Genomic DNA, 14,503 nt, shown 5'->3' with positions numbered 1-14,503 from the left:
TAGGCTCGAATACGTGAGCAGGTTCCAGGTCGTCAGCGGCAAGGGCGGTACCGGTAAGACCACGGTGGCCGCCGCCCTCGCGCTCGCCCTCGCGACCGAGGGCGGGCGCACCCTCCTCGTCGAGGTCGAGGGCAGACAGGGCATCGCCCAGCTCTTCGAGTCGGAGGCCCTTCCCTACGAGGAGCGGAAGATCGCCGTCGCCCCCGGCGGTGGCGAGGTGTACGCCCTCGCGATCGACGCGGAGCGCGCGCTCCTGGACTACCTCCAGATGTTCTACAAGCTCGGCAGCGCGGGCCGGGCGCTCAAGAAGCTCGGCGCGATCGATTTCGCGACCACCATCGCGCCCGGCGTCCGGGACGTCCTGCTGACCGGCAAGGCCTGCGAGGCCGTCCGCCGCAAGGACAAGCAGGGGCGTTTCGTCTACGACCACGTGATCATGGACGCCCCGCCGACCGGGCGCATCACCCGCTTCCTCAATGTGAACGACGAGGTGGCGGGGCTGGCCAGGATCGGCCCGATACACAATCAGGCACAGGCCGTGATGCGGGTCCTGAAGTCCCCGGAGACCGCGGTCCACCTGGTGGCCCTCCTTGAGGAGATGCCGGTCCAGGAGACCGTGGACGGCATCGCCGAGCTCCGGGCCGCCGAACTGCCCGTGGGCCGGGTCGTCGTGAACATGGTGCGCCCGCACCTGCTGGACGAGGACGCGCTGCGCACCGCGTCCGGCGGCCGCCGCAAGGAGATCGCGAAGACGCTGACCCGGGCCGGAGTGACCGGTTCCGCCGCCCTCGTACGACCGCTGGTCGAGCAGGCCGCCGAGCATGCCCAGCGGGTCGGTCTGGAGCGCGAGCAGCGTGCCGTGCTGGCCGGTCTCGGGCTGCCGACCGCGGAGCTCCCGCTGATCGGCGAGGGGGTGGACCTCTCCGCGCTGTACGACCTGGCGGCAGAGCTCCGAAAACAGGGCGCAGGGGAAGAGGTGGGGTCATGACCCCGGTCACAGCGGTCACGGACGCGGCACCCGGGCTGGACACCGACGCGCTGCTCGACGACCCGGACATCCGGATCATCGTCTGCTGCGGTTCGGGTGGCGTCGGCAAGACCACGACCGCGGCGGCCCTCGGCGTACGGGCGGCCGAGCGCGGCCGGAAGGTCGTCGTCCTGACCATCGATCCGGCCCGGCGCCTCGCCCAGTCGATGGGCATCGACCAGCTGGACAACATCCCGCGCCGGGTCGAGGGCATAGAGGGCGACGGCGAACTCCACGCCATGATGCTCGACATGAAGCGGACCTTCGACGAGACCGTCGAGGCCCACGCGGACGCCGAGCGGGCCCGCGCGATCCTGGAGAACCCCTTCTACCAGTCCCTGTCCGCCGGGTTCGCCGGTACGCAGGAGTACATGGCGATGGAGAAGCTCGGGCAGCTCAGGGCGCGCGACGAGTGGGACCTGATCATCGTCGACACTCCGCCCTCGCGCTCCGCGCTGGACTTCCTGGACGCTCCGAAGCGGCTGGGCTCTTTCCTGGACGGCACGTTCATCCGGCTGCTGATGGCCCCCGCGAAGATGGGCGGGCGGGCCGGGATGAAGTTCCTCAACGTGGGCATGTCGATGATGACGGGGACGCTGGGCAAACTGCTCGGCGGCCAGTTCCTGCGGGACGTACAGACCTTCGTAGCGGCGATGGACACGATGTTCGGCGGCTTCCGCACCCGGGCCGACGCGACGTACAAGCTGCTCCAGGCGCCCGGCACGGCTTTCCTCGTGGTCGCGACGCCGGAGCGGGACGCGCTGCGCGAGGCCGCGTACTTCGTGGAACGGCTCGCCGCGGAGGACATGCCCCTGGCCGGCCTCGTCCTCAACCGCGTCCATGGCAGCGAGGCTTCCCGGCTCTCCGCCGAGCGGGCGCTTGCCGCCGCAGAAAATCTTGAAGAGACCCGCATTGTGGATCAGACGGCCGGGAAGGCTGCCCTTTGTGACCCGGCGGTCACCTCTCCCGAAGCCCCCGAGCCGCCGCTCTCCCCCGAGCCGGAGCCCGACCCCACATCTGAGCCAGCATCTGGGCCCGCCCCGGAACCCGCCCCGAAATCCGCAGGCGTGCGCGAATCCGAGCGTGACCCAGCATCCGCACCCGACCGCGCTCCCGAGAACTCACCCGAGACCGCTCCAGCCGTTGCCCCCGCCGTTCCCGCAGCCCCTGTAGTCCCCGTCGAGGAACTGACCGCAGGTCTGCTGCGGCTGCATGCCGAGCGCATGCAGGTCGTCGCGCGCGAACAGCACACCCGCGACCGCTTCGCCGCGCTGCATCCCGAGGTCCCGGTGACCGAAGTCGCGGCCCTGCCGGGGGATGTGCACGACCTCGTCGGCCTTCGGACCATCGGAGACCGGCTCGCGACCGGCTCCGGTTCAGCCCCGGCCGAATCCGCGTAGCAACGCCAGGACACGTCAGTAACCACGCCACGCCCTGGCAGCACGCCACGCCACCGTGGCCGCACCACGCCCCACCCGACGACGGGAACGCCGCTCACCGCCATGGACAGGCGGCACCGCACCGGGTGGCGTAAGGAACCTGGTGCCGTAAGGAACCCGGTGCCGGAAGGAACCCGGTGCCGGAAAAGGAAGCAGTCGTCGTCGTACCTGTCCCTACCCCACAGCGGCGTACGTCTCGTGCAGTTCGTCGTCCTCCAGCCCGATCACTGCGGGCAGGATGCCCGTGGACCGCTCGTACTCACTGCGCGCGGTCTCCAGCAGTCGACGCCAGGACGTGACGGTGGGCCGACGGCGCAGCAGTGCGCGTCTTTCCCGCTCCGTCATTCCGCCCCACACGCCGAATTCGACGCGATTGTCCAGCGCATCGGCCAGGCACTCGGTCCGCACCGGGCATCCGGTGCACACCGCCTTGGCCCTGTTCTGCGCTGCTCCTTGTACGAACAGTTCATCCGGATCGGTAGTGCGGCAGGCTGCCTGCGCACTCCAGTCGGTTACCCAGCCCATGCCGGCGCCGTCCTCTCCCGAATCGAGGCTCCCCCACGGCGGCAGCGGCATATTCACCGTTGCCAGTTGAGGACGTTACGGAAGGTAGGGACACCACAACACCCCCTTCGGGCCCAATCTTGAATGGTCCGAACGGACTATGCGTACGCGGCAGATCACCCAGGGGAGTGAGGTGAGGACATGCGGGACTATCTCCGCGAAAACGGGACAGTACACCCGAGTTGCAACGGACGTTCCCTGACACACGAGGCGATTTCGGGAACGTCTCGGTGCTTGGTCCCACTGCGCCCCGGCCAGGGAGAGAATGACCGGAAATTGCGCACGGGGCTTGATACGAAACCGGACTGCTGTGACAGTTGTGAGCAGCTTAGGCCAATGCATATACGCCTGTCCGGCAAATGAGAACGTAGGCTGCCCCCATGCCAAAGAAGCGCTCGGGCGGGGGTCTCACGACGACCCAGCAGGCCGCCAAGTTCCTCGGTGTCGCCGCACTCTCCGGAGCTGTGCTGGCGGGCATCGCGCTGCCCGCAGCCGGAGCACTGGGTCTCGCCGCCAAGGGGACGGTCGAGGGATTCGACGAAATCCCTTCCAACCTCAAGACTCCGCCGCTCAGCCAGCGCACCACGATCCTCGACCGCGAGGGCGGTGCGATCGCGACGGTCTACTCGCGTGACCGCACCGTCGTTCCCCTCAAGGACATCTCCCCGTACATGCAGGACGCGATCGTCGCGATCGAGGACTCCCGCTTCTACGAGCACGGGGCGATCGACCTCAAGGGCATCCTGCGCGCGATGAACCGCAATGTTCAGGCGGGCGGAGCGGCGCAGGGCGCGTCGACCCTCACCCAGCAGTACGTGAAGAACGTCTTCGTCGAGGAGGCGGGCGACGACCCCGACAAGGTCGCGGAAGCCACCCAGCAGACGCTGGGCCGCAAGGTCCGCGAGCTGAAGTACGCGATCCAGGTGGAGGAAGAGCTCGGCAAGAAGAAGATCCTGGAGAACTACCTCAACATCACCTTCTTCGGACAGCAGGCGTACGGCATCGAGGCCGCGTCCCAGCGCTACTTCTCCAAGCACGCCAAGGACCTGAAACTGGAGGAGGCCGCGCTGCTCGCCGGCATCGTCCAGTCGCCGAGCCGCTACGACCCGGTCAACGACACGGAAGAGGCGACCAAGCGCCGCAACACCGTGCTCGCCCGGATGGCCGCCGTCCGCAGCATCTCCCAGGCCGAGGCCGACAAGGCCATGGCCACCCCGATCAAGCTGAAGGTCAAGAAGCCGAAGAACGGCTGCATCACCGCCGTCAGCGGCTCCGGCTTCTTCTGCGACTACGTACGCAAGGCGATCCTCAGCGACCCCGCGTTCGGCAAGACCGACGAGGATCGTTCCAAGCTCTGGAACCTCGGCGGTCTGACCGTCAAGACCACGCTCGACCCGCGCGCGCAGCAGGCCGCCAACGACGCCGCCACCGCGAAGGTCAACAAGGACGACAAGTTCGCGGCGTCGGTCGTGCAGGTCCAGCCGGGCACCGGCAAGATCCTCTCCATGGGCCAGTCCCGCCCCTACGGCCTGGACCAGAAGAAGAACGAGACGGTGCTCAACCTCTCCGTCAGCAACAAGATGGGCGGCAGCACCTACGGCTTCCAGGTCGGCTCGACGTTCAAGCCGATCACCGCTGCGGCGGCGCTGGAGAAGGGCATCAGCCCGGCCACTTCGTTCTCCACGGACTGGAAGCTCTCGGTCCCGATGAGCTCCTTCACCACCTGCTCGGGGTCCACTGCCGGTGGCGGCAACTGGGACCTGCAGAACGAGCTGGAGTCGGAGAAGGGCTCCTGGGACATGACGAGCGCGCTCGGCAAGTCCATCAACACCTACTTCGCGCTGCTGGAGCAGAAGGCCGGTCTGTGCGACACGGTCAAGATGGCGAAGAAGGTCGGCTACGAGCGCGGCGACGGCAAGCAGATCGGCGAGAACCCGTCGATCACCCTCGGCGGTGAGGTGAGCACCCCGCTCTCGATGGCCGCCGCGTACGCGACGTTCGCCAACCGCGGTTCGTACTGCACGCCGATCGCCATCGAGTCGATCACCGACGCCAACGGCAAGAAGATCAAGGTCCCGAAGTCCTCCTGCTCGCGGGCGATGAACGAGCGGACCGCCGACACGATCAACCAGATGCTCAAGGGCGTCGTCGAGGACGGCACCGGTACGCAGGCCGGGCTCAACGACCGTGACAACGCGGGCAAGACCGGTACGACGAACGACCGCAAGGACGCCTGGTTCGTCGGCTACACCCCCAACCTCTCCACGGCGGTGTGGGTCGGTGACGACATCGGCGAGAAGAGCTCGATGTACAACGTCAACATCGGCGGCCAGTACTACGACAAGGTCTGCGGTGGCTGCCTCCCCGGCCCGATCTGGAAGATCGCGATGACCGGGGCGCTGAACGCCTCCGAGACTCCTTCCTTCAACCCGGTCTCCGTCCCCCGGACGAAGCCGAAGGAGGACAAGGAGAAGGACAAGGGCCGCGACGAGGACGACGACCGCGAGGACGGCAAGCCCGGCGACACCGACCCGTTCCCCGGCATGATCGGCGGCCTCGGTGGCGACTCCCGCGGCAACCACGGCGGCGGCGGGAACGGTCCCTGACCCGTCGGTCCCCGACCCGTCCGGCGTACGGATGAAGGTGGGGCGCTCCCGGTCACGTCGACCGGGAGCGCCCCACCTTCGTATATACGTGTACGGGCTCCGCCTCCGCCGGGCGTACGATCGCGCGTCCAGCGGCGTACGGGGCGATTCCCCGGCCTCTCGGCCCGCGAGAGACCCGCGGCCCCGCCGCCGTACGCGGCACCGCCGTCGTACGCAGACCCGCCGCCGTACGCGACACCGCCGTACGTACGGGAAGTCCGCTCAGCCCGCGAGGAGCTTCTTCACCGCGGCGGCCACCCGGCCACCCTCGGCGAGCCCGGCCACCTTCGGGTTCACGATCTTCATGACGGCGCCCATCGCGCGCGGCCCCTCGGCCCCGGCGGCCTTCGCCTCCTCGACGGCGGATCCGACAATCGCGTTCAGCTCGTCGTCGGAGAGCTGCTTGGGCAGGTAGCCGTCGAGCAGCTCGCCCTCCGCCTTCTCCCGCTCCGCCTGCTCGGCACGGCCGCCCTGGGCGAAGGCCTCGGCCGCCTCGCGGCGCTTCTTCGCCTCCTTGGCGATCACCTTCTGCACCTCGTCGTCGGAGAGTTCGCGCGCCGTCTTGCCGCTGACCTCTTCCTTGGTGATCGCGGTGAGGGTGAGCCGAAGGGTGGACGAGGTCAGCTCGTCGCGCGCCTTCATGGCCGTGTGGAGGTCTTCCTTGAGCTTGGACTTGAGCGTGGTCATGCCGCGATTGTGACAGGTGCGGGCCATCTGCCGCCCGCCGGTTTTCCGGTCGCCGCACCGTGTCTGCGACGATGGACGCATGCGCGCACGCTACGGAGTACCCCTGAAAGTCACGGCAGTCGGCGCAGCGGTCGGCGCTGCCGGCCTCGCCTACGCCGCCGGATTCGAAGCCCGCTCGTTCCGCCTGCGGCGGGTCACCGTCCCCGTACTCCCGCACGGGGCACGCCCGTTGCGCGTGCTCCAGGTCTCCGACATCCACATGGTGAGCGGTCAGCGCAAGAAGCGGGCCTGGCTGCAGTCGCTGGCCGGGCTGCGGCCCGACTTCGTCGTGAACACGGGCGACAACCTCTCCGACCCGGAGGCGGTACCGGAGCTGCTCGACGCGCTCGGTCCGCTGATGGAGTTCCCCGGGGTGTACGTCTTCGGCTCCAACGACTACTACGGCCCCAAGCTCCGCAACCCGGCCCGCTACCTCCTGGAGAAGGCCCATGGCAAGCACGGCCTCAACGGGAACGCCCCGGCGGTCGGGGTCGTCCACAACCCCTGGGAGCCGATGCGCGACACGTTCGACGAGGCGGGCTGGCTGGGCCTGTCCAACACCCGCGGCCGGCTCAAGGTCGACGGCCTGGAGATCGCGTTCACCGGGCTGGACGACCCGCACATCAAGCGGGACCGTTACGCGGAGGTCTCCGGCGGCCCCGAGACGGGCGCCGACCTCTCCATCGGCGTGGTCCACGCCCCCTACCTGCGGTCCCTGGACGCCTTCACGGCCGACGGATACCCGCTCATCCTGGCGGGTCACACACACGGCGGCCAGATCTGCATCCCGTTCTACGGGGCACTCGTCACCAACTGCGACCTCGACACCGACCGGGTCAAGGGCCTCTCCAGCCACACCGTGGGCTCCCGGCGCGCCTACCTCCACGTCTCCGCGGGCTGCGGCGCCAACCGCTACACCCCGATCCGCTTCGCCTGCCCGCCCGAGGTGACCCTGCTCACGCTGACGCCCCGCGACTGACGCCGACGCCCCGGGACCGGCCGGGACCGCCGCTACCGGCCACCGGGGCGCCGCCCCGGCCCCGGGCGCGGCCGGCCGGGCGTACTGGAGCGGGCCCGGCGCCGAAGAAAGCAGATTTCGCCTCCGGGCGCCGGTGGGCTAAAGTAATCGATGTCGCCGGGAGACCGGTGGGCATCGGGGTGTAGCGCAGCTTGGCAGCGCGCTTCGTTCGGGACGAAGAGGTCGTGGGTTCAAATCCCGCCACCCCGACAGCTGAAACACCAGGTCAGGGGCCTGATCCACTCAGTGGATCAGGCCCCTGAGTGGTTTCCGGGGGCGTCTTGGGAGCCGTTTGGAAGTCGATCTCGGAACCCGGTTCCCAGGGAGCCGCCGATGAGCCTGCCGAGCAGAATTTCGACGAGACGCCTACGGGACGGATGCCTGGCAGAGCCTCCCCGCGGTCAAGCAGCAGCGGACTCCACCCCCGGGGCAGAATCCTCCGGCGGGTCGAGAAGCCTGAAAGCGCAGTCTCCCGGACGCCGCCCCAAGCGCTGGACCATCAGAGCACCCAGAAGCGCAGCCCCCGGGCCGCCCACCGGCCCCGCATCCGTGCCGACATAGAACAGGCCGTTCCCGTCCGGTTCCCGGTCCTGGTACTCGGCGCCGGCGGCCAGCGCGAGGCAGAAGCCGAGGATCAGCCGCGCGGCCTCGAATTCCGTGCTGCCCCTCACGTGTCGCGACGCCTGGGCCAACGCCAGCTCCGCCTCGTCGTCCGCGTGGAACTCTTCGGCCTTCGCCCACGGGCGTCACGAGGCAAGCGAGGGCAACCCATTCCTGTAGCCCGGCGGCGTCGCCTTCGGGGAACCGCACATGGACCTGGCCCGTCCTGCCGGGGCCGCCCACACGAACGATCTGTACCTGGCGAACCGCGCTGCCCGGGTCCTTCGGCCTCACGCGATATGCCCAGTGCTCGCCCATCTCCATGCGCCTATTGAGCCAGGTCTGCTGGCACCAGCGCCCGCCGATTCACCAAAACCACCGGAAGGAATCGAGCGCCCCAGATTCCGTGGCGTGATCAGGCCCGGTAGGCAGGCCCAGCGCTTCGCGCGACGCCAACCTCGGCGTGGCCCGCGCGGGCCACGCACCATGGGAGGCCACGACGTCACTGCGCACCTGTGGCGTACAACCAGGAGAAGCTCGTCCAGCTCTTCACGAGGACGGGCAGCTCCACCGCCATGGCCTGAATCGCATTCTTGCCGCTGATATCGGCGATTCCTACCGTCCCCTTGCATGGACTCCACAGCCTTCGACGTGATCAGGCGTCTCGGTGACCTTTTGACCGTGCAGGTGAACTCATCACCCGAGCTCATCGCCGGAGTAGGGAAAGCAGCCGATGCCGTCGACCGCGAGCGGGCGAAAAAGAAGACCCCAAACGAAGGCCACGGCCCCCGCAAGCCGGACGTGCGCCAACTACCCCGAGCCGAGCGTGGTCCCGTACGCATGACTACGTGGGACCTGCTCGCGACGTTCGCGCGCGCTACGACCTTGGCCCGGCAAGGACGAGGCAGGGGGCTGGCTGAGCACTGGCAGGGGCTGAAGTACTGCCGGGCCTTCGCCGCCGACCGGCACGGAAGCCTGCGCCTCACCGACGAAGGGAAGGCTCCCGAACTGTCCTATCGGGCCATGCAGGCAAGGGAGCTGGGCCGGGCGTTCGGGCTCGCCGTCGCTGAACGGGCGCTTCGCGAGAGGTATCCGGACCACCTGATCAGCATCGTCGACGCGGAAACCGTCCTGCTTCCCGGCTTCGCGCGGACCAAGCCGGCCGGGACTCTCGGCGCGAGGCCACGGCCGGACTTCCTGCTGGAGGCATGGCGTCCCGGTGAAGGCTCCCGGATCTTCGTGGTGACCGTGAACGGCAACCACCAGGCTGTGAAGCCGAAGACCTCCGCGAGCTCTCGCACGACATACAGGCAGCTGGCCCGGGGCAGTGAGCGCGTGGAGCGATTCCATCTGGGGCAGTGGAACGCGACTCCCACGCTCACAACCTCGACCGAGTTCCTGGCCACTGCCGGTGTGACGGTGCATGTCCTGCACACGGGTGGAGGTGTCGAGCTCCCGGTACGGCCGACGTCCGGCGCGGATTCAGCCGATGTGGCCATCGGACGCCGGGCTCTGCCGTACGTGGACTCCGTGGCCCTCCCGGAGGAACGGGGAGCGGAACGGCACAACGCCTTCTTGATCCCTGAGAAGGAATTCTCGTGGTTCGGCCGCGTGGTCGCCCGGGCCCACGCCGCCGGGCAGCTCTCACTGGCCGGCGGCGGTGGGACGGTCGGCCGGTACTTGATCGACGAGCAGGGCCGCAAGCACTTCAGCGAAACCGCCTTCGCCGGGACTGCCAGTGTCCACGACGCGAAAGCCTGTTTCGCGGGAGAGCAATACGTCGGAACTGACCAGGTCTTCCGTATCAACGGCACGCGCGTCGAAGCGTTTTCCGGCGTGGCCGCAGATCTCTACGGCCTGCTCGCGGAGGGCAAGGTGGAGGAGTACCGCCGACGGGCGTATGAACGGCGGAATGGCTGGCCTGAGCCGGACGACATCGACGACTGGGGTGCGAGTTCCTTCCGGCCGGACGGCACCGCACTCGCGATAAGGGTGGTGCCGGAGCAGGCATCGCCCGACGACCGGTCCCCGGGCTGACCCATACGAGAGGTGTTCCCGGCGAAGGAGCGGGCTCTTCACGGTCCGCGCCGGCTCGGGGTAGGCCGGGCAGCGGGTCGGACACCCCTCCTCCGACGCTCGGACGTGGCCGGATGCCGTCCCTTCCAGTCAGCCTCGGTTGTCCCTGACGAAGGCCCGCATGCCAAAGTCGCTGGACAGACCCAGCAAGCACATACACGAACGCAAGGAGCAGCACATGCGCGACGGGGGATCGCCGTGGACACTCACCGTGCCCACAGGCGGCGACACACTCCGGCAGGAGCGTCTCACCCGGGATCTGCACGACAGCCTGCGGAGGGCAGACGATCTCGTCGTCGGCTTCCATGACGCCGACGGACCCACCGAACCGGGCAGTAAGGGCACCACCGTGGGCGAAGTGGCTCTCTGGGCCACCACCGCCGCTGTCGCCCGCCCGGCGTCCCAGGTCCTGATCACCCTGATCAAGGAGTGGTGCGCCAAGGAGCGGCACCGCAAGGTCGTGGTCACCGTCGGGGACGACTCCGTCGAGATCACTGGGCGTCCGGACGCCGCGCAGGAGCGCATGGTCCGGGAGTTCCAGGACCGGGTCGCCGGCAACGACGGTCCCGCATCGGATGACGACGCGGCGTGACCCGCCTCCACAAGCGCCGGGCTCTCCTGATCGGCAACGAGCACTACGACGACGGCCGCTTCTCTTCGCTCGCTTCCGTACGGGCGGACGTTTGGGGACTCACCCAGGTCCTGAAGCACCACAAGATCGGCAACTTCGTCTCCGTACAGACAGAATCCGATCTCGCCGCCGATGACATGCGGGCAGTCATCGGCGAGTTCCTCCAGGAGCGCGACGAGGATGAACTCGCGCTTGTGTACGTCTCCGGGCACGGTGTGCGCACCGTACGTGACGGCGGCGAGTTCCACTTCGTCGCCAAGGACACCGACTACGACCGGGTGTCCGCGACCGGTGTCAGCGCCGGGTTCCTCAACGACGCGCTGGAGGAGTGCGTCGCGCCACAGAAGGTCGTGATGATCGACTGCTGCCGCAGTGGCGGGTTCGCCGTGGGTCTGCGTACGTCGGACCGGCAAGCCGACGGCTCCGTGGCCAAGTCCGGTGAGCGGCCCCCGCTGACCAGCAGGGGCGTGTACGTCCTGTCGTCCTCGCGGGCCGGGGAGGACTCGTACGCGGACGCGGGCGGCGGCGATGATGTGAAGCCGTCGGCGTTCACCGGCGAGGTCATCGAGGCGCTGCGCACGGGGAAGGTCAGCAAGGACGGCGGCAGCGCGGTAACGGTCAGCGACCTGTTCCACTATGTCAACCGGCGTATGCGTGCCCAGGACGGCGGGCGTCAAGTGCCGGTGCAGTCCGCGCTCGGCGTCGACGACCGCATCGTCATGGCGGACAGCCCCTTCGGCCGGGCCCCCATCCTCGATCCTCTGAGTTCTCGGCCCCGGGCAGCCGCCGGAGAAGCTGCACCGCCACACGCCGCGAAATCCGCTCACGCGCAACCCACCTGGACCAACCTGCTGGACTACTACCGCGAGTGCGTCCTGGCCGAGAGTGCCGAGACACCTCTGATGGACGTGAGCCGTCAGGGCACGTCGTACGTGTGCCTGGACGGCGCGGAGAGGTTCATCTCCGGCGACGTCGACGACGACGGCTGCCTCGCGCTCCCCAAGGAAGCGGGCCCGCTGGTGGATTCAGCGGCAGAGGAGGATGCCGAGCTATGGGCGGGCTATCCGGCCGTGCTCCTCACCGGGCCTCGTACCGGGAGCCCCTGGCGGCAGCCGAAGTTCGCGCCCCTGCTGGTACGTCGGGTCGAGATCGTCCAGGACGAGGGCGAGGTGCGGCTGAAGCCGTACGGACCGGTCCAGCCACATCCTCAGCTGGCGCACGACTGGTTGGGCGAGGACGAGGCCAACCAGCTCATCGACACGTTTCAGCCGTCCTGGCATCGCGGACAGCACGACCGGATGGCGGTGGAGGTGCGCAACCTCCTCACGCAGGAGTTCGAGCTGCCGTGCGTACAGGAGCTCCGTCCCGACCAGCTCGCCGACCGCATCGACGTCCGCACACCCGGCCACGGAGCCCGCAACACCGCGGTCCTGTTCGCGGCACGCCCCCAGACGAACTTCACGAAGGGGCTTCTCAACGACTTCGCCGGCATCGCCAGACAGACGGACCAGATCGGGAAGACCGCCCTCGGGGTGCTCGCGCCCGACTCCTCGCAGCGCATCCGGTCCCTCGCCCACACAGATCCCGAACCGGCGAACTTCGTGACTCCGCTGCCCTGCAACGAGGCACAGAGCGCGGTTCTCCGGTCCGCCATGACCCGTCGCCTCACCGTGGCCACAGGCCCGCCCGGCACCGGCAAGAGCCAGCTGGTCGCCAATCTCGTGGCCACGGCGATCGCGGCAGGTCAGACCGTGCTGGTCGCGTCCACCAACAACGATGCCGTGGACGAGGTATGGCGCCGCTGCGACGAGCTGGTGCCCGGCAGCGTCGTGCGCACCGGCTCGGCACGGAAGACCGGCAAGAGCAACGCGGAGCACGAGGCCGCCGCGCTCCACGCGCTGCGTACCGGCCCGGAGCCGTCCACCACCGTGGCCACGGCATCCATGGCGACCGTGCTGGCCACCGACCGCCTGGCAGAGGTACGGCGGCATCTGGCCCACATCGCCGAGACCGAGCTGCGGCTTCGCCGGGCAGGCGAGGCCCGCGCCCACCACGCGGAACAGCTCGGGATCACCGTCACCGAACTCCAGGAGCTGCTCGGCGGCCCGCCACTGCCGAGGAAGCTGGAGGACAGCGCACGCCGCCATTCCCGCGCGCGCTTCCTCGGATCGTGGCGTCGATCCCGTTTCCTGCGCAAGGCCGGTCTGGAGGGGTATGCCGGTGATCCCGCCGCGGGCTGCCTCGCGCTCGCCGGCTTCGCCGCGGCCGAGGCGGAATGGCGTGACGGGCGCGAGCACGCGGCCACCGTTGACGACACAGCGCTCACGCGTGCCCTCCGCGATGCGGAGAGCGCCGTCCAGGACGCTTCACGCACATTCCTCGCCACCAAGGTCCAAGCTGCCGCCTGGGCCGGACGCCGCCGCATCATGGAGCTGTTGACGGCTCGGGACGGCAAACGCGGCGACTGGCCGCAGTTGGGAAGGGTCCTCGGGCGCTCGGGAACCTCGATGAACGCGCCCGCGGTGGCCGGATGGGCAGTCACCAGCCTCTCCGCCCGGCGTTTCCCTCCGGACCCGGCCCTGTTCGACCTCGTCGTCATCGACGAGGCCAGCCAGTGCGCCATCCCCCACGTCCTGCCGCTGCTGTTCCGCGCGCGGCGCGCCCTGGTCATCGGCGACCCCATGCAGCTCACGCACATCACGCAGACCAGCCCGCACCGCGAGGCTCTCATCCGGCGCGGGAACGGGCTGCGGTCCGCCTGGCTGGAGAAGCACCATCTCGCCTACCGGCGCCACTCCGCCTTCCACGCGGCCGAACAGTCCGCGGGCGGCACATTGCTTCTCGACGAGCACTTCCGCTGTCATCCGCACATCGCCGCGATCTCCAACGAACTCTTCTACGACGGTGGGCTGACCGTTCTCACCGACACCCGTGGCCGTCCCGCTCTGGCCCGCCGCCCCGCCGTCATCTGGACGGATGTGACCGGGCGGGCCGCCCACCCTCCGTTCGGTGGCTCCTGGGTCAACGAGGACGAGATCCGCAAAGTGCACGACAGCGTCCGCTATCTGCTGGAACAGCTCCCGCCCGAGGCCACCGTCGGAGTTGTCACACCCTTCGCGCCTCAGGCCGAAGCGCTGCGGAAGCGGCTGCGACCGTATGACGAGGAACGTCTGCGTATCGGTACGGTGCACACCTTCCAGGGCGGCGAACGCGACGTCATGGTGTTCTCCCTCGTCGCCGGCGAAGGCATGCACCCGGGCTCCGTCGCCTGGGTCGGTGAACAGCTGAACCTGTGGAACGTCGCCATCACGCGGGCACGGAGTCACCTCATCGTGGTGGGGGACAAGAAGCTCTGGCGAAAGCGGGGAGGCGTGGGCGCCGCGCTGCTGGAGGCCGCGGAGCGGGACGGCCTAGCCCCGGGAGGCGGAGACGAGGACGTGCTGCTCAAACGCCTGTACCAGACCCTCTCCCTCGCGGAGGAAGCCACCGTCACGCTGGGCGAGACCGTTCACGGGCATCCCGCGGACGCCGTGGTGCGTGGCATCGGCGGGGCAGCTCCCCGAGCCGTGCTTCTCGATCGAGGAGTGGAAGAGGACGGCGACGGGGCACGCCACCTCCGGCTCATGCTGCATCGCCGGAACCTGCTGGGCGGTGGTGACGGCGAAGCCGAAGCGGCGCGTTGGCCGGCCTGGCGGCTGTACGACACCGTCGAGCAGCGGGGGTGACCTCTGGCTCTGTCCCCCGGCCCGGCGAGGCTGCCCCACTCCGTACGCCTGG

9 protein-coding genes, 1 tRNA gene and 1 pseudogene are annotated in these 14,503 nt (G+C 69.0%); 8 read left to right on the top strand and 3 right to left on the bottom strand.

Annotated features, from left to right (window positions below; genetic code table 11):
• Positions 1 to 13: 13 nt before the first annotated feature.
• Entirely contained in the window at positions 14 to 988 is a 975-nt protein-coding gene (locus A6A29_RS09330; RefSeq protein ID WP_073719524.1) for an ArsA family ATPase, read from the top strand.
• On the top strand, positions 985 to 2,427 hold the full coding sequence (locus A6A29_RS09325; protein WP_073719523.1) for an ArsA-related P-loop ATPase: 1,443 nt from the start codon (positions 985 to 987) through the stop codon (positions 2,425 to 2,427). Before A6A29_RS09330 ends, A6A29_RS09325 begins: the two co-directional genes overlap by 4 nt.
• A gap of 213 nt (positions 2,428 to 2,640) precedes the next feature.
• Here the strand turns inward: A6A29_RS09325 and A6A29_RS09320 are convergent, their stop codons facing one another.
• Entirely contained in the window at positions 2,641 to 2,991 is a 351-nt protein-coding gene (locus tag A6A29_RS09320) for a WhiB family transcriptional regulator (protein ID WP_015609457.1), read from the bottom strand.
• Positions 2,992 to 3,410: 419 nt separating this feature from the next.
• Here A6A29_RS09320 and A6A29_RS09310 point away from each other — a divergent pair, with 419 nt between their 5' ends.
• Complete coding sequence (locus tag A6A29_RS09310) at positions 3,411 to 5,636, top strand: transglycosylase domain-containing protein (RefSeq protein WP_073719521.1); 2,226 nt, start codon at positions 3,411 to 3,413, stop codon at positions 5,634 to 5,636.
• 261 nt (positions 5,637 to 5,897) lie between these two features.
• Here A6A29_RS09310 and A6A29_RS09305 read toward each other — a convergent pair whose 3' ends face one another.
• Positions 5,898 to 6,362, bottom strand: a complete 465-nt coding sequence (locus A6A29_RS09305) for a GatB/YqeY domain-containing protein (RefSeq protein ID WP_073719662.1) — start codon at positions 6,360 to 6,362, stop codon at positions 5,898 to 5,900.
• A gap of 79 nt (positions 6,363 to 6,441) precedes the next feature.
• On the opposite strand from A6A29_RS09305, the gene A6A29_RS09300 reads away from it, so the two are divergent.
• Positions 6,442 to 7,380 carry a metallophosphoesterase gene (locus tag A6A29_RS09300; RefSeq protein WP_073719520.1) on the top strand — a complete coding sequence of 313 codons (939 nt, stop codon included), beginning with the start codon at positions 6,442 to 6,444 and terminating at the stop codon, positions 7,378 to 7,380.
• A 175-nt stretch (positions 7,381 to 7,555) separates the two neighbouring features.
• A tRNA-Pro gene (locus A6A29_RS09295) sits at positions 7,556 to 7,629 on the top strand.
• A gap of 413 nt (positions 7,630 to 8,042) precedes the next feature.
• Here A6A29_RS09295 and A6A29_RS45750 read toward each other — a convergent pair.
• Positions 8,043 to 8,343, bottom strand: a pseudogene (locus A6A29_RS45750) (PE-PGRS family protein); the annotation flags it as partial.
• A 351-nt stretch (positions 8,344 to 8,694) separates the two neighbouring features.
• Here A6A29_RS45750 and A6A29_RS09285 point away from each other — a divergent pair.
• From A6A29_RS09285 to A6A29_RS09275, 3 genes are all read left to right on the top strand, one after another.
• Complete coding sequence (locus A6A29_RS09285; RefSeq protein WP_143196969.1) at positions 8,695 to 10,056, top strand: hypothetical protein; 1,362 nt, start codon at positions 8,695 to 8,697, stop codon at positions 10,054 to 10,056.
• 217 nt (positions 10,057 to 10,273) lie between these two features.
• Positions 10,274 to 10,687, top strand: a complete 414-nt coding sequence (locus tag A6A29_RS09280; RefSeq protein WP_073719518.1) for a hypothetical protein — start codon at positions 10,274 to 10,276, stop codon at positions 10,685 to 10,687.
• Positions 10,684 to 14,451: a caspase, EACC1-associated type gene (locus A6A29_RS09275; protein WP_073719517.1), complete on the top strand. Its 3,768-nt coding sequence runs from the start codon at positions 10,684 to 10,686 to the stop codon at positions 14,449 to 14,451. The genes A6A29_RS09280 and A6A29_RS09275 overlap by 4 nt, the downstream gene beginning before the upstream one ends.
• Positions 14,452 to 14,503: the final 52 nt, after the last annotated feature.

The organism is Streptomyces sp. TSRI0281 (assembly GCF_001905125.1).
In the GTDB taxonomy this organism is placed as follows: Bacteria; Actinomycetota; Actinomycetes; order Streptomycetales; family Streptomycetaceae; genus Streptomyces.
This window is presented reverse-complemented; position numbering and strand designations above follow the sequence as displayed.

Coding starts and splice junctions, on each gene's coding strand:
- A6A29_RS09325 (WP_073719523.1), top strand. CDS start 985: ATGACCCCGGTCACAGCGGTCACGGACGCGGCACCCGGGCTGGACACC.
- A6A29_RS09320 (WP_015609457.1), bottom strand. CDS start 2,991: ATGGGCTGGGTAACCGACTGGAGTGCGCAGGCAGCCTGCCGCACTACC.
- A6A29_RS09310 (WP_073719521.1), top strand. CDS start 3,411: ATGCCAAAGAAGCGCTCGGGCGGGGGTCTCACGACGACCCAGCAGGCC.
- A6A29_RS09305 (WP_073719662.1), bottom strand. CDS start 6,362: ATGACCACGCTCAAGTCCAAGCTCAAGGAAGACCTCCACACGGCCATG.
- A6A29_RS09300 (WP_073719520.1), top strand. CDS start 6,442: ATGCGCGCACGCTACGGAGTACCCCTGAAAGTCACGGCAGTCGGCGCA.
- A6A29_RS09280 (WP_073719518.1), top strand. CDS start 10,274: ATGCGCGACGGGGGATCGCCGTGGACACTCACCGTGCCCACAGGCGGC.